At 68.3% G+C, this 19,682-nt stretch carries 16 protein-coding genes, 1 rRNA gene and 1 pseudogene; 7 read left to right on the forward strand and 11 right to left on the reverse strand.

The annotated features are described in order from the left end of the window. Positions 1–7: 7 nt before the first annotated feature. Together rrf and HWY45_RS33550 are read left to right on the forward strand one after the other, a co-directional pair. Positions 8–120, forward strand: a 5S ribosomal RNA gene (rrf, locus tag HWY45_RS33545). Between the two features lie 407 nt (positions 121–527). Further along, complete coding sequence (locus HWY45_RS33550) at positions 528–1,952, forward strand: DHA2 family efflux MFS transporter permease subunit (RefSeq protein ID WP_059885256.1); 1,425 nt, start codon at positions 528–530, stop codon at positions 1,950–1,952. 536 nt (positions 1,953–2,488) lie between these two features. On the opposite strand, the gene HWY45_RS33555 is transcribed toward HWY45_RS33550, so the two are convergent. From HWY45_RS33555 to speB, 4 genes and pseudogenes are all read right to left on the reverse strand, one after another. Beyond that, on the reverse strand, positions 2,489–3,226 hold the full coding sequence (locus HWY45_RS33555; protein ID WP_059563201.1) for a 2OG-Fe(II) oxygenase: 738 nt from the start codon (positions 3,224–3,226) through the stop codon (positions 2,489–2,491). Positions 3,227–3,467: 241 nt separating this feature from the next. Beyond that, positions 3,468–3,908 (reverse strand): annotated as a pseudogene (locus HWY45_RS37530) (inorganic phosphate transporter); the annotation flags it as partial. A gap of 405 nt (positions 3,909–4,313) precedes the next feature. Next, a complete protein-coding gene (locus HWY45_RS33565) occupies positions 4,314–5,639 on the reverse strand; it encodes an MFS transporter (RefSeq protein WP_059803684.1) in 1,326 nt (441 codons plus the stop codon). A 54-nt stretch (positions 5,640–5,693) separates the two neighbouring features. Then, complete coding sequence (gene speB / locus HWY45_RS33570) at positions 5,694–6,650, reverse strand: agmatinase (protein WP_059563127.1); 957 nt, start codon at positions 6,648–6,650, stop codon at positions 5,694–5,696. Positions 6,651–6,788: 138 nt separating this feature from the next. Between speB and HWY45_RS33575 the strand changes: the two genes are divergently transcribed. After that, a complete protein-coding gene (locus tag HWY45_RS33575; protein WP_017331226.1) occupies positions 6,789–7,697 on the forward strand; it encodes a LysR family transcriptional regulator in 909 nt (302 codons plus the stop codon). Positions 7,698–7,717: 20 nt separating this feature from the next. Here HWY45_RS33575 and HWY45_RS33580 read toward each other — a convergent pair whose 3' ends face one another. Continuing rightward, positions 7,718–8,182: an Lrp/AsnC family transcriptional regulator gene (locus HWY45_RS33580; RefSeq protein ID WP_017331227.1), complete on the reverse strand. Its 465-nt coding sequence runs from the start codon at positions 8,180–8,182 to the stop codon at positions 7,718–7,720. 134 nt (positions 8,183–8,316) lie between these two features. Here HWY45_RS33580 and HWY45_RS33585 point away from each other — a divergent pair, with 134 nt between their 5' ends. From HWY45_RS33585 to HWY45_RS33595, 3 genes are all read left to right on the forward strand, one after another. Beyond that, entirely contained in the window at positions 8,317–8,940 is a 624-nt protein-coding gene (locus HWY45_RS33585; RefSeq protein WP_059563128.1) for a LysE family translocator, read from the forward strand. 230 nt (positions 8,941–9,170) lie between these two features. After that, the gene (locus HWY45_RS33590) at positions 9,171–10,760 is read left to right on the forward strand and encodes a S53 family peptidase (protein WP_059885222.1); all 1,590 of its coding nucleotides are present in this window, start codon (positions 9,171–9,173) and stop codon (positions 10,758–10,760) included. Positions 10,761–10,840: 80 nt separating this feature from the next. Further along, the gene (locus HWY45_RS33595; protein ID WP_059803691.1) at positions 10,841–12,532 is read left to right on the forward strand and encodes a S10 family peptidase; all 1,692 of its coding nucleotides are present in this window, start codon (positions 10,841–10,843) and stop codon (positions 12,530–12,532) included. Positions 12,533–12,586: 54 nt separating this feature from the next. Here HWY45_RS33595 and nadE read toward each other — a convergent pair whose 3' ends face one another. The 3 genes from nadE to HWY45_RS33610 all read right to left on the reverse strand — a co-directional run bounded on the left by nadE (position 12,587) and on the right by HWY45_RS33610 (position 14,706). Beyond that, positions 12,587–13,441: an ammonia-dependent NAD(+) synthetase gene (gene nadE, locus HWY45_RS33600; protein ID WP_059563131.1), complete on the reverse strand. Its 855-nt coding sequence runs from the start codon at positions 13,439–13,441 to the stop codon at positions 12,587–12,589. Positions 13,442–13,527: 86 nt separating this feature from the next. Then, on the reverse strand, positions 13,528–14,397 hold the full coding sequence (locus tag HWY45_RS33605) for a DMT family transporter (RefSeq protein ID WP_059885224.1): 870 nt from the start codon (positions 14,395–14,397) through the stop codon (positions 13,528–13,530). Positions 14,398–14,520: 123 nt separating this feature from the next. After that, positions 14,521–14,706, reverse strand: coding sequence for a hypothetical protein (locus tag HWY45_RS33610; protein WP_017331233.1), 186 nt, complete (start codon positions 14,704–14,706; stop codon positions 14,521–14,523). Between the two features lie 194 nt (positions 14,707–14,900). Between HWY45_RS33610 and HWY45_RS33615 the strand changes: the two genes are divergently transcribed. Further along, positions 14,901–15,659 carry a DeoR/GlpR family DNA-binding transcription regulator gene (locus tag HWY45_RS33615; RefSeq protein WP_017331234.1) on the forward strand — a complete coding sequence of 253 codons (759 nt, stop codon included), beginning with the start codon at positions 14,901–14,903 and terminating at the stop codon, positions 15,657–15,659. A 68-nt stretch (positions 15,660–15,727) separates the two neighbouring features. On the opposite strand, the gene HWY45_RS33620 is transcribed toward HWY45_RS33615, so the two are convergent. From HWY45_RS33620 to HWY45_RS33630, 3 genes are all read right to left on the reverse strand, one after another. Beyond that, on the reverse strand, positions 15,728–16,402 hold the full coding sequence (locus HWY45_RS33620; protein ID WP_059563133.1) for a TetR/AcrR family transcriptional regulator: 675 nt from the start codon (positions 16,400–16,402) through the stop codon (positions 15,728–15,730). 127 nt (positions 16,403–16,529) lie between these two features. Continuing rightward, positions 16,530–17,798, reverse strand: coding sequence for an NAD(P)/FAD-dependent oxidoreductase (locus HWY45_RS33625; protein ID WP_059885226.1), 1,269 nt, complete (start codon positions 17,796–17,798; stop codon positions 16,530–16,532). Positions 17,799–17,937: 139 nt separating this feature from the next. Further along, a complete protein-coding gene (locus HWY45_RS33630) occupies positions 17,938–19,518 on the reverse strand; it encodes an amino acid permease (protein ID WP_059885227.1) in 1,581 nt (526 codons plus the stop codon). Positions 19,519–19,682: the final 164 nt, after the last annotated feature.

The following is a 19,682-nucleotide window of genomic DNA, read 5'->3' on the forward strand; positions in this document are numbered from 1 at the left end:
CTCTTTGCCTGATGACCATAGCGAGTCGGTCCCACCCCTTCCCATCCCGAACAGGACCGTGAAACGACTCTACGCCGATGATAGTGCGGATTCCCGTGTGAAAGTAGGTAATCGTCAGGCTCCCTAAGCCAGAAACCCCCGCCCAACCGGCGGGGGTTTTTGCATTTGTGGCGCGGAAATGCGCGTGGCTCGCGCGGTGCCAGGTACCGCGATCGGGCCGCAAACGGCGCGTGCTACTTCCTCTCCAATCCAACCAGTAGCAGCATCAGCCCCGCACACGAGCCTTTGTGCCGTGTAGTCCCTGTGGCTTTCCCCCCATTCGCCGCGCGCATCAGTGCCTCGTTGCGCCCGCCGCGCAATTTCGCCCTACTTTTCGCGCATAAAGTCCATCCCGGCGTCGAAGGCCGAGCAAGCAGACAGAACGACCTTCAAGGTAATATCCAGAATTCGTGCCGATCGCCCGCGGCATTCAGCATCATGCATATGCGGCGTGCGGCGTCTTCCGCGTTCCATCCATTGCCTCGCTCATGACTGCCACGTCCACCCAAGGTGATCGGACGACCGATCTCTTGCCCTATCTCGTCGCCGCAACCTTCTTCATGGAGTACCTCGACACGACGGTGATCGCGACCGCATTACCGCAAATGGCGCACACCTTCGGCGTGGGACCCAACGCGCTGAGCCTCGGGATGACCGCCTACATGCTCGCGCTCGCGGTGTTCATTCCGATCAGCGGCTGGATTGCGGATCGATACGGCTCGCGCACGGTGTTCGGCAGCGCAATCGTCATCTTCACCGGAGCGTCGGTGTTGTGCGGCCTGTCCAACGGTGTCGCGACATTCACGGCCGCGCGCCTGCTGCAAGGTATCGGCGGGGCGATGATGGTGCCCGTCGGACGGATGATCGTCGTGCGCAGCACCGAAAAAGCCCGCCTGATGCGTGCGATCGCGACGATAACTTGGCCGGGCATTGTCGCGCCCGTCGTCGGGCCGCCGATCGGCGGCTTCATCACGACGTATGCGTCGTGGCGCTGGATCTTCCTGCTGAACGTGCCGTTCGGCATCGCGGCGCTCGTCTGCACCTGGCTGATCGTCAGGAATACGCGCGCCGACGAACAGCGGCCGCTCGACTGGATCGGCTTCGTGCTCGCAGGCGCCGCGCTGACCTGCCTGCTGATCGGGACCGAAGCAGCCGGACAGCAGGACGCGCAATTTGCGCACGCGTTGGTGCTCGTCGGGGCGAGCGTGCTGTTCGGCATCGCCGCATGGCTGCACGCGCGGCGATGTGCGCATCCGCTGCTCGATTTCACGACGCTCCGCGTGCCGACCTTTTCCGTGACGGTGATCACGGGCTCGGTCACGCGAATCGCGATCAACGCGGTGCCGTATCTGCTGCCGCTGCTGTTCCAGATTGGTTTCGGCCTGTCGCCGTTCCAGTCCGGCCTGTTGTTGCTGGCGAGCGCGGTCGGCAATCTCGGCATGAAGGCAGGGACATCGTGGATACTTGACCGCTTCGGCTTCCGGCGCGTGGCACTCGTCGACGTGACGATCGTCGGCGTGTTCACGATCGCATGTGGCTGGCTGACCGCATCGACGCCGTTGGCCATCACGCTGTTCGTGGTCTTCGTCTACGGGCTGACGCGGTCGATGCAGTTTACGACGCTCGCGACGCTGGCCTACGCGGACATTCCAGCCCGGCAGACGAGCGCCGCCAGCACGCTGTGGAGTGCCGCGCAGCAGATGACGATCGGCATGGGGATTGCGTTTGGCGCGCTCGCGCTGCGCGTAGCCGCTTCGCTGCGGGGCGATGCAACCGGCGTGCATTACGTGCTCGACGATTTCCGCTGGGCATTCGTCGCGGCCGGCGTGCTTGCGTTGCTGACCTTGCCCGGCTATGTGCGACTCGCTGTCGATGCGGGCGACCGGTTGAGGGCGAGCGCGGCGCGAGGGTGATGCGGATCGCCGGTCTGGGGCACGACGGGTGCGGACAGCACCCGTGTGCGCCTGAGTCACTGCCGGTGACCATGGCATCACACCCGAGCGAGGTGTTCGGCCGGTCAACGTATGTGCCGTCTCCCCACACAGGTCGTTCATGCATCGACGATCAACACGTGATGGCGCTTCGTTGCGTGCAGGTGCGAGCAGCCCGTGTGCGCCGGAGACACTGCCGGTAATCATGGCATCACACCTGAGCGCGGTATGCGGCCGGTCAACGTATGTGCCGTCTCCCCATACAGGTAGTTCATGCATCGACGATCAACGCGTGATGGCGCTTCGTTGCGCGCAGGTGCGAGCAGCCCCGCGTGCGCCGGAGTCACTGCCGGTGACCATGACATCACACCCGAGCGCGGTGTGCGGCCGGTCAACGTATGTGCCGTTTCCCCACACAGGTCGTTCATGCATCGACGATCAACGCGCGACGGCGCTTCTTTATGGCGCATTGCTTCGTCGTGGAGCGCGCCATCACCGACGAAGCCACCCACACCAGTTCACTGCGCGTCATGAAAGATGATGCCGACCGTATGGCGATGTCCGGACCGGATACGGCTCACCCCATGACGCAGATTGACGCGATAGACGCCGCGCGTGCCCTGCACCGGCCGGCCATGTACGGCGAAAATCACGGCGTCGCCCTGCGTCAGCGGCACGACTTCCGCCCGCGACTGCATGCGCGGCCGCTGCTCGGTCAGCACGAATTCGCCGCCGGTGAAGTCGCGCCCGGGCGCAGACAGCAGGATCGCAACCTGTAGCGGAAACACATGCTCGCCGTACAGGTCCTGGTGCAGGCAGTTGTAGTCGTCCGGCCCATATTGCAGGATCAGCGGCGTCGGGCGCAGTTGTCCTGCCGCGTGGCAGCGGGCGAGAAACGCCGCGTGCTCCGCCGGATAGCGGAGATCGACGCCGAGCGCCGCGTTCCAGCGATTGGCGATCGGTGCGAGGTGCGGATAGAGCGTCGAACGCAGCGCGTCGATCGTCGCCGGCAGCGGATAGGCGAAGTATTTGTATTCGCCGCGTCCGAAGCCGTGACGCGCCATCACGACGCGCGAACGGTACAGCGTGTCGCGCGGATAGAGCGACGCCAGGGCATCGCATGCGGACGCGGACAGCAAACGGGGAACGAGCGCACACCCCTGACGGCCCAGCTCGGTTTCGATGGCGGGCCAATCCAGCGTGCCGATGCGCTCGACGATGTCGCAGGCGTCCGATGGCAGATCGGCGACCTTCACGAGCGTGCTCCGGTCGTCGTGTCCGTGATGCCGCGTGACGTCGCCGAGCGTGGCGACGGCCGGAGGAGGCGTGCACTGGATCGCGCATCGGACGATGCGCGAAGCGCGGAATGGTTCGAGCAAGCGGTCATGACGGTATCCACGGCAGGAGTCGGTGAATCCAGTCTAACGGCGTCATCTCGCGGACGCGTCCCGCATCTTGCGTTTCAATTCGGCTGACGCGCATCCATTACCGAACCGGTCACCCTAGTGAACGAAACACCCAATACAGCGCGCCGGCAAGCGCGATCGACGCGGGCAGCGTCAGCGCCCACGCCAGCACGAGGCTGCGCACCGTACTCCACTGCAGCCCCGAGCCGTTCGCGGCCATCGTGCCGGCGACGCCCGACGACAGCACGTGCGTCGTCGACACCGGCAGCCCGTAGACGTCGACCGCGCCGCTCGTCAGCATCGCGACGAGTTAGGCCGACGCGCCTTGGCCGTAGGTCAGATGCTGCTTGCCGATTTTCTCGCCGACGGTCACGACGATGCGCTTCCAGCCGACCATCGTGCCGAGCCCGAGCCCGAGCCCGAGCCCGAGCCCGAGCCCGAGCCCGAGCCCCAGCCCGAGCCCCAGCCCCAGCCCGAGCCCCAGCCCCAGCGCGAGCGCGATCGTGACGGCGACCTTCACCCAGGTCGGGATGGCGTAGATGACGGTGGCGACCGCATGCGCGGTGTCGTGGAAACCGTTGACGAACTCGAAGCCGAGCGCGATCACGAGCGCGACGCCGAGCAGCAGGTAAGGGAAGAGCGAACCTTCGCGCACGGGCGCGATGTCCGCGATCAGGCGGGTGGCGACATAGATGGCGCCGAGCGCGAGCACCAGCAGCAGGATCGCGAGGCCGGCATAGCGGGTGCGTTCGACGGTGGCCAGGCTGTTCGCGGCGGACGAGGCAGGGGGATTCATGGCTGCGTCTCGAAAGGGAAACGCGCTCGCTCCTGGCGCTGCCCGCCAGTCAGTTTGATGACAGGCGGCGCATGCCGCCCGTCGTTGGAACAACAAACACGACCGGGCGGACGGCTGCGCGCCGCCCGCCCGTTGCAGCGATTATGCGGTGCGCGTGCCGCGCGGCAGCGCTTCGCGTGCTTCGCGCGGCGAACCCGCATCGTCGATGCCGACGCGCCGTGCGATCAGCCACACGCACACCGACGACAGGATCGCGGCGCTCGTGTACTGGATCGCGAGCGGCCACCACTGCGGCGTGGTGTTCTGCGCGATGATGGTTGCGACGAGCGGCGTGAGGCCGCCGGCGAGCGCGCCGCACACCTGGTACGCGATCGAGATCGCCGTGTAGCGGATGCGTGCAACGAAGATGCCGCTGACGAAGCCCGCGACCACCGAGTAGTAGCCCGATTCGGCGAGCGTCGCGAGGCCGACGCCGAGCGTGATCGACAGCGGCGTGCCCGCATGGACGAGCGGCAGCATCACGAACGGCACGATCGCGGCCCATGCACCGGTGATCAGCAGCACGCGCGTCGTGCCGAAGCGCTGCGCGAAGAACGCGGCCGCGAGCTGCACGACGAACTGCAGCACCGCGACGATCGTCATGCAGTGCAGCACCATCGAACGGTCGAGCGACAGGAACTGCGTCGCATAACTGATCATGAAGATGTTGCTGAAGTACACGCCGGCGATTCCGTACACGTTCGCGCCGATCGCGAGCAGCAGCAGCGGCCAGTATTTGAGCGCTTCGCGCACCGGGTTCTGCGCGGTGTTGCCGCTTTTCCTGACTTCCTCGAACTCGGGCGACTCGGACACGCTCGCGCGGATCACGAAGCCGACCGCCAGCAGCACCGCGCTCGCGAGGAACGGCAGGCGCCAGCCCCAGCTCATCAGCTCGTCCTTCGACAGCGTGCTGATCGCGCCGAACGCGAGCATCGACAGGATCAGGCCGCTCGCGCTGCCGAGCTGCGCGAACGACGCGAAGAACGTGCGCTTGCCTTCCGGCGCGTGTTCGCCGGCGAGCAACACCGCGCCGCCCCATTCGCCGCCGACCGCGATGCCCTGCAGCACGCGCATCAGCACGAGCAGGATCGGCGCGATCACGCCGGCTTGCGCATAGGTCGGCAGCAGGCCGATCGCGACCGTCGACACCGCCATCAGCATCAGCGTCGCGAGCAGCGAGCGCTTGCGGCCGAAGCGGTCACCGAGGTAGCCGAACATCACGCCGCCGAGCGGCCGCGCGAAGAAGCCGACCGCGAACGAGCCGAACGACGCGAGCAGGCTGATGAAGCGGTTCTCGCCGGGGAAGAACAGCGGCCCGAACACGATGGCGGCGGCGGTCGCGTAGCTGTAGAAGTCGTACCACTCGATCGTGGTGCCGACGAACGACGCGAGCGCCGCGCGCTTGGGTTGCTTGACGGAAGTCCCCATCTTTTATTGGCTCCTCTCGAATCCTCTGGATCGGAATATGTTGTTCTGTCGGGATCAGTCGCGGTATGCGACGCCGGGCAGCACGCACAGCAGCTCGTATGCAAGGTTCGCGCCGAGCAGCGCGGTGGTGCCGAACGGGTCGTACGGCGGCGCCACTTCGACGAGATCGCAGCCGACGATGTTCAGCCCCTTCGCGCCGCGGATGATCTCGAGCGCCTGCGGCACCGTGAGGCCCGCGATTTCCGGGGTGCCGGTGCCGGGTGCGTAGGCCGGGTCGATGCCGTCGATGTCGAAGCTGATGTAGACGGGGGTGTCGCCGATCCGCTCGCGCACTTCCTGCATCAGCGGCGCGAGCGACTTGTTCCAGCATTCCTCGGCCTGGACGACGCGGAAGCCCTGCTCGCGGCACCAGTCGAAATCCTCGGCCGCGTAGCCGGTGCCGCGCAGGCCGATCTGCGTGACCTTGTCGCCGTGCAGCAGGCCTTCCTCGACCGCGCGGCGGAACGGCGTGCCGTGCGCGATCTTCTCGCCCATCATCGTGTCGTTCACGTCGGCATGTGCATCGACGTGGATCAATGCGACCTTGCCGTGCTTGCGGTGGATCGCGCGCAGGATCGGCAGCGCGATCGTGTGGTCGCCGCCGAGCGTGATCGGCTTGCAGTCGTGCTCGAGGATCGCGTCGTACGCGGCCTCGATGCGCGCGATGGAATCGTGCAGATTGTAAGGATTGATCGCGACGTCGCCGATGTCGGCGACCTGCAGCGAGTCGAACGGCGCGGCGCGCGTCGCCATGTTGTACGGGCGCAGCAGCACGGATTCGGTGCGGATCTGGCGCGGGCCGAAGCGGGCGCCGGTGCGGTTCGACGTGCCGAGGTCGAACGGCACGCCGACGAAGCACGCGTCGAGGCCCTCGGCCGTCGGCACGTGCGGCAGGCGCATCATCGTCGCGATGCCGCCGCAGCGCGGCATCTCGTTGCCGCCGAGCGGCTGGAAATGGGTGTGGTCGTTCATGGCGTGTCTCTTCCAATGTGGGGTGCCGTATCATTCGACCCGGCTTGGCGCACAGTTTTACGCGCTCCGGCCGGAAAGAAGAATGCGAAGATATCGACGTAAACATCGATCCGAATCGATGTATGGAAGGGGAATAGCGTGCTGGGGAATCTGTCGACCCTCGATCTGCGGCTGATCCGCGTGTTTCTCGCGGTCACCGATGCCGGCGGCGTATCGGCCGCGCAGGCGGTGCTGAACGTCGGGCAGTCGACGATCAGCGCGCAACTGTCGTCGCTCGAGACCCGCCTCGGCTACCGGCTGTGCGAGCGGGGCCGCAGCGGCTTCCGGCTCACGCCGAAGGGCGAGCGGTTCGACGCGATGAGCCGCAAGCTGCTGGCCGCGCTCGACGAATTCGGGATCGCCGCGCGGCACATGGACCGGCAACTGGTCGGCACGCTGAACATCGGGCTGATCGGCCATACGCCGATCAGCCAGAACGCGCGAATCGCCGAGGCGATCGCCGCGTTCCGCACCCGCGACCAGGCCGTGCGCTTCTCGATCTCGGTGCGCGCGCCGGGCGATCTCGAGGAAAAGCTGCTGAGCGACGAGATCCAGATCGCGGTCGGCTACTTCTGGCACCGGGTGCCCGCGCTGCACTACACGCCGCTGTTCATCGAGCGGCAGGTTGCGTACTGCGGCCGCGGCCATCCGCTGTTCGCGCGCGCCGGCGCGCTGACGCCGGCCGACGTCGCCGGCTTCGAATGGGCGTGGCGCTCGTATCCGCTGCCGGAAGCGCAGATGTCGACGACGCCCGACCGCGTGACCGCGACCGCCGACAACATGGAAGCGGTCGCGCTGCTGATCCTGTCCGGCCATCATCTCGGCTACCTGCCGCAGCATTTCGCGGCGCCCTACGTCGCGCAGGGCCTGCTCGCGCCGCTCAATGCGGAGCGGCTGCACTACGACGTCACGTTCCACATGGTCGTCGCGCGCAACGGGCGCGGCAATCCGCTCGTGCAGGCGTTTCTCGAGGATCTCGAGCACGCGCACCAGCCGCCCGACGCGTAGCGGCGCGCGCCAAGGCCCGCTTACGGCAGCGGCAGCCCCGACTCGCGCTTGACCTCGCGCAGCGACAGCGCCGATTCGATCGAAGTCACGCCGGGCAGCACCCGCAGCGATTCGCGCAGGAACGTGCCGTAATCGTCGAGATCGTGCGCGACGACCTGCAGCAGGTAGTCGGCGGTGCCCGACACGTTGTGGCACGACAGGATCCGCTCGATCGCGAGGACTTCCCGCTCGAACCGGTTCGCGACCTCGCGGTCGTGCACCGCGAAGCGCACCAGCACGAACGCGACGACGCCGAACCCGAGCGCCTTGCGCGACAGCTGCGCGCGGTAGCGCTCGATGTAGCCGTCGCTTTCGAGGCGCTTCAGGCGGCGCGCGCACGGCGTTTCGGACAGGCCGACGCTGTCGGCGAGCCGCGCGATCGGCACGCGGCCATCGCGCTGCACCGCGGCGAGGATCGCGCGGTCGGTTTTGTCGAGGTCGGTCATGAAGGTGGAATCCTTGGTCGATTCGGATGATCTTGGGGGAATCCCCTCAGGATAACCGGATGGCCGTCAAACATGGCCAAAAATCCCTCCTCCGTTGGCGGCACCATATCGTCATCGATGGACGGGGGCAGAACATGATTTCCACGCATTTGCTGTTGATTTACCTCGCCGCGTTGGCGGCGATCTACGCGGTGCCGGGGCCGGACATGGCGCTCGTGCTGCAGACCAGCATCGGCCGCGGCGTGCGGCCGGGCGTCGCCGCGGCGGCCGGCCTGTCGCTGTCGCGCACCGCGCACGTGACGCTGTCCGCGTGCGGCGTCGCGGCGCTGATCCGCAGCGCGCCGTGGCTGTATGAAGTGATCCGCTACGGCGGCGCGCTCTATCTCGCGTATGTCGCGATCCAGGTGTTCCGCTCGCCGGTGTTCGCGCTCGGCGACGGCGACGCGGACACGGCGGGCGAGCTGCGTCAGGCGTTCTTCAAGGGCCTTCTGACCAACCTGCTGAACCCGAAGGCGCTGCTGTTCTGCTCGGTGCTGCTGCCGCAGTTCGTGCGGCCCGAGGCCGGGCCGGTCGTCTGGCAGATGTTCGAGCTCGGCGCGCTGCTGGTGGCGGCGGGCGTCTGCTTCGACCTCGCCTGCGTGTTCGGCGCGTCGCGGATCGCCGCGTGGATGCGCGCGCATCCGCTCGCGCAGACGGTGCAGCGCTGGACCTTCTCGGCGGCGCTGATCGGTTTCGCGCTGCGCCTGTCGATGGACTGAGCATCCAAGCAGGACGGTGCGCTCGGGCCCGCCGCGCGCGCCGCTGCATCATGCCCGCACATGCGCTTCCGGGTTGCCCGACCGCAAGCGCGAATCATCTGACTTGCTCTAAACTTCCTGAACCCTGCCGCGCTGCTGCGCATTCGACCGACGAAACGGAACCGTCCGCTGTCGGTCATGTCCGATTTTCTGGCTGTTCCGTGCAACGCGGTAACCAGGAGGGTCTGAATATGGCAAGGCATCTTCACGCCGACCGTGAACCCCGTATCGTCGCCGAATCCCGGTGCCTCGGCCCGTGCGATCCGGCCGAGCGCATCCACGTGACGATCATGTTGCGGCGGCAGGAAGAAGGGGATCTCGATACGCTGCTTCACCAGCTCGCGACCGGCGACCCGAACGCGCGGCCGCTGTCGCGCGACGCATTCGCGCAGCGCTTCTCCGCCGCACCCGACGACATCCGCAAGACCGAGGACTTCGCGCGCCGTCATCAGTTGACGGTCGAGCGCGTCGATCCGGTCGAGAGCGTCGTCGTGCTGTCCGGCACGATCCAGCAGTTCGAGACCGCGTTCGCGGTGAAGCTCGAGCGCTTCGAGCACCGTTCGATCGGCCAGTATCGCGGCCGGTCCGGCGCGATCACGCTGCCCGACGAGCTCGGCGATGCCGTCACCGCGGTGCTCGGCCTCGACAGCCGTCCGCAGGCGCGGCCGCATTTCCGGCTGCGCCCGCCGTTCAGGCCGGCGCGCGGCGGCACGGCGGTGACCTTCACGCCGCCGCAGCTCGCGGCGCTCTATGGTTTCCCGGCCGGCGATGGCGCGGGGCAGTGCATCGCGATCATCGAACTCGGCGGCGGCTATCGCGCGGCCGACATCGCGCAGTATTTCCGCGGGCTCGGCATCGCGACGCCGCCGACGCTCGTCGACGTGAACGTCGGCACCGGCCGCAATGCGCCGACCGGCGACCCGAGCGGCCCGGACGGCGAAGTCGCGCTCGACATCGAGATCGCCGGCGCGATCGCGCCGGCCGCGACGATCGCGGTCTACTTCGCGCCGAACAGCGATGCGGGCTTCATCCAGGCCGTCAACGCGGCGGTCAACGACACGAAACATCGGCCGTCGGTGATCTCGATCAGCTGGGGCGGCCCCGAAGCGATCTGGCAGGCGCAATCCGCGCAGGCATTCAACCGCGTGCTGCAGGCGGCGGCCGCGCAGGGCATCACGGTGTGCGCGGCGTCCGGCGACAGCGGTTCGGGCGACGGCCTGCAGGACGGCGCCGAGCACGTCGATTTCCCCGCGTCGAGCCCGTACGTGCTCGGCTGCGGCGGCACGCATCTCGATGCGCTGCCGGGCCAGGGCATCCGCGCGGAAGTCGTGTGGAACGACGACGCGGCCGGCGGCGGCGCGGGCGGCGGTGGCGTGAGCACGCTGTTCGACCTGCCCGCGTGGCAGCAGGGGCTCGCGGTGACGCGGGCCGACGGCAGCACGGCACCGCTCGGGAAGCGCGGCGTGCCGGACGTCGCGGGCGACGCGTCGCCGCTGACCGGCTACGAAGTCGCGATCGCGGGCACGCCGGCGGTGCTGGGCGGCACGAGCGCGGTGGCGCCGCTGTGGGCGGCGCTGCTCGCGCGCATCAACGCGGCGGCCGGGGCGTCGGCCGGCTGGATCAACCCGCTGCTGTACCGGCATCCGGGCGCATTGCGCGACATCACCGAAGGCGCGAACGGCGCGTATGCGGCCGCGCGGGGCTGGGACGCGTGCACGGGCCTCGGCAGTCCGAACGGCACGCAATTGGCCGCGATCCTGGCGCGCAAGCCGTCGAGCTGACCGCGGCGGCCCAACGCATTGTTTACGCATCACGCTGGTTGCAGGTTCATTGCTTTCCCCTTACCTCGAGGAGCAGCACGATGGGCAACGATTCCGCATCTTCAGGCGGCGTGTATCCGCTGCATCACGGCGATCACAACTCGCACAGCGTGCCGCCGACGGTCAATCCGGTCGCGCTGAGCCACGGGCGCGACCAGCCGTTCTTCGACCCGGTTGCATACGGCAACGGGCCGGACGATTCGGTCACCGACACGACCGAAGCGGCCGCGGTGACGCATCACGCGGTCACGATCGGCGGGCGGCGCATCGCGTACACGGCGACGGCCGGGCATCTCGTGACGGTCGATCCGAGCAGCTCGCTGCCGGCCGCGAAGCTCTTCTACGTCGCGTTCACCGAGGACGGGCAGAAGGAGGAAGCGCGGCCCGTGACGTTTTTCTATAACGGCGGGCCGGGCTCGTCGTCGGTGTTCGTGCTGCTCGGCTCGTTTGCGCCGCGCCGCATCCGCACGTCGATGCCGGGCTTCACGCCGCCCGCGCCGTACCAGATGGAAGACAACCCCGACAGCCTGCTCGACCGCAGCGACCTCGTGTTCATCAACCCGGTCGGCACCGGCTATTCGGCGGCGGTCGCGCCGCACAAGAACCGCGATTTCTGGGGCGTCGACCAGGATGCGGATTCGCTGAAGCAGTTCATCAAGCGCTACCTGACGAAGAACAACCGCTGGAATTCGCCGAAATACCTGTTCGGCGAATCGTACGGCACCGCGCGCAGCTGCGTGCTCGCGTACAAGCTGCACGAGGACGGCGTCGACCTGAACGGCATCACGCTGCAGTCGTCGATCCTCGATTACCGCCAGGCCGGCAACCCGGTCGGCGCGCTGCCGACCGCGGCGGCCGACGCGTGGTATCACAAGCGGCTCGGCGTGTCGCCGGCGCCGACCGATCTCGGCGCGTTCGTCGAGGAGGTCGCGCAGTTCGCGCGCACCGACTACCTGAACGCGCTGCGCACGCTGCCGCACACCGACCAGGCGGTGGTGAAGAAGCTCGCGGACTACACGGGCATCGACGCGACGACGCTGCTGTCATGGAGCCTCGATATCGCGGGCTACGACGCGCGCGGCAATTCGCTGTTCCTGACGGCGCTGTTGCGCGCGAACGGGCTCGTACTCGGCGCGTACGACGGCCGCGTGACGGGCATCGGCACCGGCATCGCGGGCAAGGTCGATCCGAACTCGGGCGGCAACGATCCGACGATGACGGCGGTGTCGGGCGTCTATACGGCGATGTGGAACAGCTATCTGAACGAGCAGCTGAAGTTCACGTCGAACTCGGCGTTCACGGACCTGAACGACCAGGCGTTCCGGAACTGGGATTTCAGTCACATCGATCCGACCGGCGCGCAGCAGGGCGTCGATGCGAAGGGCAACGTGATCCTCTACACGGCGGGCGACCTCGCCGCGGTGATGGCGCTGAACGTGGACCTGAAGGTGCTGTCGGCGAACGGCCTCTACGATTTCGTCACGCCGTTCTACCAGACCGTGATCGACCTGCAGCAGATGCCGCTCGAGGACCAGAAGGTGCGGCAGAACCTGTCGGCGCGCTTCTATCCGTCAGGGCACATGGTGTATCTCGACGGCGGCTCGCGCACCGCGCTGAAGCACGACGTCGCGGCGATGTACGACCGGACGGTCGCCGATACCGGCGCGCAGATGCGGATTCGCGCGCTGCAGGCGAGGAAGGCGGCGCACGCGGCGGGCGGCGGGCACGCCTGATTATTCGGGAAGGGCGGCGTGCCGGCGCGTTCGGCCGGCACGCGACGCAGGCCGTCAGCCGCGGCGCTCGGGCCAGTCGAACGGCGTATAGGGCAGCGCGCGCTTGTGCCGCGAGCCGTCGTAGAAGCGCAGCACCGTTTCGTACACCTCGTCGCTGACGGGCTTGCCTTCGAGGAAGTCGTCGATCTCGTCGTAGGTGACGCCGTATGCGTGCTCGTCGGGGCGCAGCGGACGCAGCTCCTCGAGATCGGCGGTCGGCACCTTCATCACGATCGTCTCGTCGCCGCCCAGCGCGCGGGCCACCGCACGCACGCGGCGCTTGCTCAGGCCCGCGAGCGGCAGCACGTCCGCGCCGCCGTCGCCGAATTTCGTGAAGAACCCCATCAGCGATTCGGCCGCGTGATCGGTGCCGATCACGATCCCGCGCCGCGCGCCCGCGACCGCGTACTGCGCGATCATGCGCTCGCGCGCCTTGATGTTGCCGTGCACGAAGTCCTGCTGGGCCGGGTTGTCGAACGCATGGCCGGACGCGGCCAGCGCGCCGAGCATCGCGTCGGCGGCCGGCTTCACGTTGACCGTCAGTTCCTCGTCGGCGCGCACGAACGCGAGCGCGCGCTGCGCATCGGCTTCGTCGTTCTGCACGCCGTTCGGCAAACGCATCGCGATGAAGCGCGCGTCGTAGCCACCCGCCCGCAGGCGTTCGACCGCGAGCTGCGCGAGCCGCCCGGCCGTCGACGAATCGACGCCGCCGCTGATGCCGAGCACGTAGGCCTGCAGGCCGGTCGAGCGCAGGTACTGCGCGAGGAAGTCGACGCGACGCGTGATTTCGGCATCGGCGTCGAAGTGCGGGGCGACGTTCAGTTCGGCAATGATCGCGCGTTGGCGGCTGGCGTAGTCGGCGGCTGTCATGAGGGGCGTTCCGGGACAAAATTCGAGGCACTCATCATAAGCGCAATCGTCGTGCCGTGTCGTGCCGGAACGGGCGATCGACGAGCCTAGCGCCGCGCGAGCACGACGCCGGCCAGCGCGACGGCGAAGCCCGCGAGCTGGATCGCCGCGAGCGTCTCGCCGAACATCAGGTAGCCCTGCAGCGCGGCGAGCGGTGGCGCGAGAAACAGCAGCGACGTCGCGCGTGCGGCATTGCCGCGCCGGAGCATCCACATCAGCATCGTGACCGCGCCGCCGGACAGGAACACGACGCCCCAGACGAGCGACACCCACAATGCGGGCGAGCCGCTCCAGCGCGTTTCGTGGAGCAGCACCGCGAACACGGCCGCGACGAGCGCCGCGCCGAGGTTCTGCACGGCGACCGCGGTGCGCAGGTCGCTTTGCGCGAGCTTGCCCTTCTGGTACAGCGAGCCCGCGGTGATCGCCCCGACCGACAGCACCGACACCGCGACGACGAGCCATGCGGGCGCGGCGCCGGGCGCCGGCGCGACGCCGCCCGCGACCTTCGGCGCGAGCACCAGCGCGACGCCGACGAGGCCGAGCGCCATGCCGAGCCAGCCGCGCGCGGACAGCCGCTCGTTGAACAGCGGCACCGCGAGCACTGCGGTGGCGAGCGGCTGCAATGCGCCGAGCAGCGCCATCACGCCGGCATTCAGCCCTTGCGCGACCGCCCAGTAGCTGGCGCCGAGATACACGCCCTGCAGCAGCGCGCCCGCGATCAGGTGGCGCGGCCATTCGCGGCGGGCCGGCCACGGCGCGCGCGCGGCGAGCGCGACCGCGCCGAACAGCACGGCGGTGCCCGCGAAGCGGGCGAGCAGGAACAGGTTGGGATCGGCGTAGGGCTTGATCGCCCGCGCGACGATGAAGCCGGTGGACCAGAGCGCGACGAAGGCCGCGGCGACAATCGAGGTCAGCATGCAAGGCAGGCCGGCACGCGGCCGGACGGAATCGTGAAGTCCGGCAGTATCCGGCGGCGCGGCGCCGGCGTCTTGTCGAATCCTGCACTCGGCCGCGCGGCGCCCGGCGCGGGCGCGCCGGGATCAGTCGACGGAGAAGGTGTCGAGCGGCTGGTTCGCGCTGGTCTCGGTCGCGAAGCGCGCGGCGAGCTGCTGATGCAGGCGCCGGGCCTCGTCGAGCGTGAGGTCGATCCAGAACGGATCGCCGGCGGCGTCGTTGAGTCGTTCGGGCGGAAACTGGATTTCGAGCACTACGCCTTTGCGATACATCGCTCAAGCTCCCTGGATGGTCTGTCGTTCGGCGAAACGCAAAGTGTAGCAACCCTGCGCCGCGCCGATTCCCGCGCTGCCGGCAATTCAGAATTTCGTGGCGTGGGGCGGCCGCCCGGCATACACGCGGTCGTCAAATGGTCGTACTACAATGGCGCGCTACCCATTCACTGGCGCCCCGGGCGCGTCGCGCGATGCTGGCGGAACAACGTCACCAATTCATTCTGTCGGAACTCGGAAGGTCGGGCGCGCTGTCGGTGGCGGAGCTCGTGCGTTCGCTCGACGTGTCGCGCGAGACGGTGCGGCGCGACCTGAACGCGCTGGCCGCGCGCGGCCTGCTCGTGATGACGCACGGCGGCGCGCTGGCTGCCGACCGCCGCGAGCCGAGCCTGTCCGAACGCGAGGCGGCGAACGCCGAAGCGAAGCGCGTGATCGGGCGGCGCGCGGCCGAGTTCGTGCCGGACGGCGCGTCGGTGCTGATCGATTCCGGCAGCACGCCGCACGCGGTGGCGCTCGCGCTGGCCGACCGGCACCGGCTGGCGGTCTACACGAACGACTGGCGCACGGCCTTCGTGCTCGCGCGCCGCAACGGCAACCGCGTGACGCTGCTCGGCGGCGAGCTGTCCGACGACGAGGACGCGACGTTCGGCCTCGACACGATCCAGCAGCTTGCGCAATACCACGTCGATTTCGCGTTCGTCGGCGCGGGCGGCATCACGGCCGACGGCGAATTCACCGACTATTCACGGCTTGCGGCCGAAGTGCGCAGCCGCATGATCGCCGCGGCCGCGACGGTGGCCGTCGTCGCCGATCACTCGAAGTTCGGCCGTGTGACGCCCGTGCGGATCAACGGCACCGAAGCGGTGCGCTATCTCGTGACCGAGCGCACGCCGGACAAGGCGGTGCGCCGCGCGTTGAACGCGCGCGGCATCGAGCTGCTGGTGTGCGGCTGACATCCGATGCGCGCCCGCGTGGCGCGAACAGTCATTGCGTGGCGGGGAGCCTGGAGAACTGACGGCGGTTACTCGGCGACGTAGCGCAGCACGGCTTCGACGATCGTGTCGCGATGCCGCGCGCGCAGGCGCGGTGCCGACGGGTCGCGGCCGAACGCGGCGCCGAACGTGTAGCGGTTCGACACGCGATGGAAGCAGAACGAACTGATCAGCAGGTGCAGGTCGAACGCGTCGATGTCCTGGCGGAACGCGCCGCTCGCCGCGCCGCGCTCGAGCAATTCCTCGAGCGTCTTGATGATGCTGACATTGCGGTTCTTGAACGACTTCAGCTGTTCGAGATACTTCGCGCCGTGGATGTTCTCGATCGACACGAGACGGACGAAATCGCGGTGCTTGTCGTGGTAGTCGAACGTGAACTCGACGAGCCGGCGCATGCCTTCGAGCGGCTCCATGTCGCCGACGTGCAATTCCTGCTCGAGCGCGCGGATGTCGCCGTACACCTTCTCCAGCACGGCCTCGTACAGGCCTTCCTTGCTTTCGAAGTAGTAATAGAGCATCCGCTTGGTCGTGTTGGTGCGCTCGGCGATCGCGTCGACGCGCGCACCGGCGAGCCCCATCGCGGAAAATTCCTGCGTGGCGACGTCGAGGATGTTGCGCTTGGTTTGCTCGGGATCGTATTTGCGCCGCGCATCGGACGGCAGCGCGCGGTTGTCGGACGTGGCGGCCTTGCTTCCTGTTTTCATGTGACGTTATTGTGGCTACGCGGCGACTTGGACGGGGCATTCTAGCATGTGGAAAATTCCCGTTTTGGGACCTTTCGTTCTAGTCCGTATACGCGTCGCCGTGCCCCGCGAGCCGCCGCGCGGGCGCTCAGTGGCGGTATGCCGCGAGCGCGTCCCGGGCCTGGTACGCGGTATACGTGAGCTGCGCGGCGGCGAGGCCCGCGAGGCCGAACGTGCGGGTCAGGCCGAACGCCGCGAAGCCGTCCGGCACCGGCCGCTCGCCGGCCAGCGCGGCGGCGAGCGTTTCGCCCGCGACCGTGGTCGGCGCCATGCCGTGGCCGCCGAACGCGATCGCGTGCCAGACGCCGTCGGCGTCGCGGCCGATCTGCGGCATCTTGTGCCGCGCGTAGCTCATCAGCCCGCCCCATGCGTATTCGACCTTGACGTCCGCGAGCTGCGGATACACGCGCACGAGGTCGCGCTTGAGCAGGCGCGCGATCGCGTCCGGGCCGCGGTCGAGCACCGAGATCCGGCCGCCCCACAGGATCCGCGTGTCCTGCAGCGGACGGTAGTAGTCGAACGCGAAGCGCGTGTCGTAGATCGCATACGGCGCGTCGATCGCATCGGGGAGGCGCGCGCCGAGCGGTTCGGTCGCGATCACGTAGGTCGCGATCGGCAGTACCGCGCGCTCGATGCGCGGCGACACGCCGCGTGCATAGCCGCCGCACGCGAACACGACGTCCTTCGCGCGCACCGTGCCGTGCGGCGTGCGCACGGCGTAGCCGGCGCTGTCGCGCGCGATGCCGAGCGCGGGCGACTGCTCGAAAATCCGCGCGCCGCCGTTCGCCGCGGCCGCGGCGACGCCGAGCACGTACTTCAGCGGATGGAAGTGGAACGCGTTCGGTTCGTACAGGCCGCCGTGGTAGCGCGAGGTCTTCAGCCGGGCGCGCAGCGCGTCGGTGGCGACCGGCTCCCAGTCGACGTCGAATTCGCTTTTCATCAGCGTGCGCAGGCTGGCGAGCCGCGACGGATCGTCGAACCAATTTGCGAGCATCACGCCGCGGTCGACGATGTCGCAATCGATGCCGTAGCGCGCGATGCGCGCGCGGATCAGGTCGACCGCGTCGACGGTCAGCCGGTACAGGCGGCGGCCTTCGTCGCGGCCGAGCGTGCGCAGCAGGTCCGCATTGTCGAGGCTGTAGCCGCCGAACACGAAGCCGCCGTTGCGGCCCGACGCGCCGTAGCCGACGCGTTCGCCGTCGAGCACGACGACATCGCGCACGCCGCGCTCGACGAGGCCGAGCGCGGTGCACAGCCCGGCGAGGCCGCCGCCGACGATGCAGACCTGCGTGTCGACGGTGCCGGTCAGTTGCGGATAGGGCTGGCGGGTAACGGTGGCTTCGTAGAAATTCTGCATGCGATTCTGATTCTGTAACGGGTGAACAGCGGAAAACCATGCGGTGCGCGTCGATCTTGCCTGAACGCGCGCGCCGCGTCGAATGCGGGTGGGGCGGCGCCGGCCGCCGTCTTCATATGGCCGCCGGCGCGGGGCCGGGTCATGCGCCCGGCGTCGGGTTCGCGGGGCCGGCGACATAGACCGGGTAGACGGGGCTGGCGGCGGGCGCCGGCTCGGGTGCCGCATTGCGCTCAACCCACGGCGCGATCTCCATGTCCTCGTAGCGCACGAGCCGGCATTTGCGCACGAGCGCATAGCCGAGCCAGATCGCCAGGAAGAACGGCAGGCCGATGTAGGTCGCGGCCACGCCGGTCCAGTCGATCTTGTTCGCGAGGAACGCCTGATAATCCTGGCCGAGCGCGACGATCAGGCACAGCGCGAACGCGAACAGCGGGCCGAACGGAAACCACTTCGCCCGGTACGGCAACTGCTCGAGCCGGTAGCCCTGCTTCAGGAAACCCTTGCGGAACCGGTAGTGGCTGACCGCGATGCCGAGCCACGTGATGAAGCCGGCCATGCCCGACGTGTTCAGCAGCCACAGGTATACGGTTTTGTCGCCGTAGAGCGAGGTCAGGAAACACAGCGCGCCGACCGCCGTCGTCGCATACAGCGCATTGCGCGGCACGCCGCCCGGCGACAGCTTCGCGAACAGTTTCGGCGCGCGGCCTTCGGTCGCGAGGTTGTACAGCATCCGCGTGGACGCATACATGCCCGAGTTGCCGGCCGACAGCACCGCGGTCAGGATCACCGCGTTCATCACGCCGGCCGCGAACGCGAGGCCCGCGTGACGGAACACCAGCGTGAACGGGCTCACGCCGATGTCGGTCACGTCGCTTTTCAGCAGGTTCGGGTCGGTGTACGGAATCAGCACGCCGATCACGACGATCGCGAACACGTAGAACAGCAGGATCCGCCAGAAGATCTGCTTCACCGCGAGCGGGATCGTCGTGCGCGGGTTCTCCGATTCGCCGGCCGCGACGCCGATCATCTCGGTGCCCTGGAACGAGAAGCCCGCGATCATCGCGACGCCGAGCATCGTGGCCCAGCCGCCCGCGAACGGCGCGTCGCCGATCGTGAAGTTGCCCCAGCCGGCGCTCGGGCCGCCCTGCATGATGCCGAAGATCATCAGCAGGCCGACGCCGACGAACGCGACCACGGTCAGCACCTTGATCAGCGCGAACCAGTATTCGGCTTCACCAAAGCCGCGCACCGACAGCGCGTTGAGCGCGAAGATCAGCGCGAGGAACAATGCGCTCCACCAGACGCCCGGCACATGCGGGAACCAGTAGTGCATCACGAGCTGCGCGGCGACCAGCTCGACCGCGAGCGTCACGGCCCAGCTGTACCAGTAGTTCCAGCCGAGCGCGAAGCCGAAGCCTTCGTCGACGAATTTCGCGCCGTAGGTCGCGAACGAGCCCGACACCGGCATGAACGCCGCCATCTCGCCGAGGCTCGTCATCAGGAAATAGACCATCAGGCCGATCACCATGTACGCGACGATCGCGCCGCCGGGGCCGGCCTGCGAGATCGATGCGCCGGACGCGACGAACAGGCCGGTGCCGATCGAGCCGCCGATCGCGATCATGCGCAGGTGGCGCGCCTGCAGCGCGCGGTGGAGATGGGGCTTCGGGGCACGCGAGCCGGACGGCGGCGCGGAATCGGGGTGGGAATCTGGGCGCATGGGTGTTGGGCGCTGTCTCCGGGATTGTTTTCGGGAAACGAAGCGCGGCACGTCCGCCCGTCGCCTGCTGGCGGCGGCGACAGCGCGCAGTGCGCGGGGGAGCCCGGCCGATGTGCGCGTCGTCTTCGTCTGAGGTCCGGCCGAGCCCTGTAAGGCGGGGCTTC

It is taken from the genome of Burkholderia stagnalis (assembly GCF_902830275.1).
GTDB lineage: Bacteria > Pseudomonadota > Gammaproteobacteria > Burkholderiales > Burkholderiaceae > Burkholderia > Burkholderia stagnalis.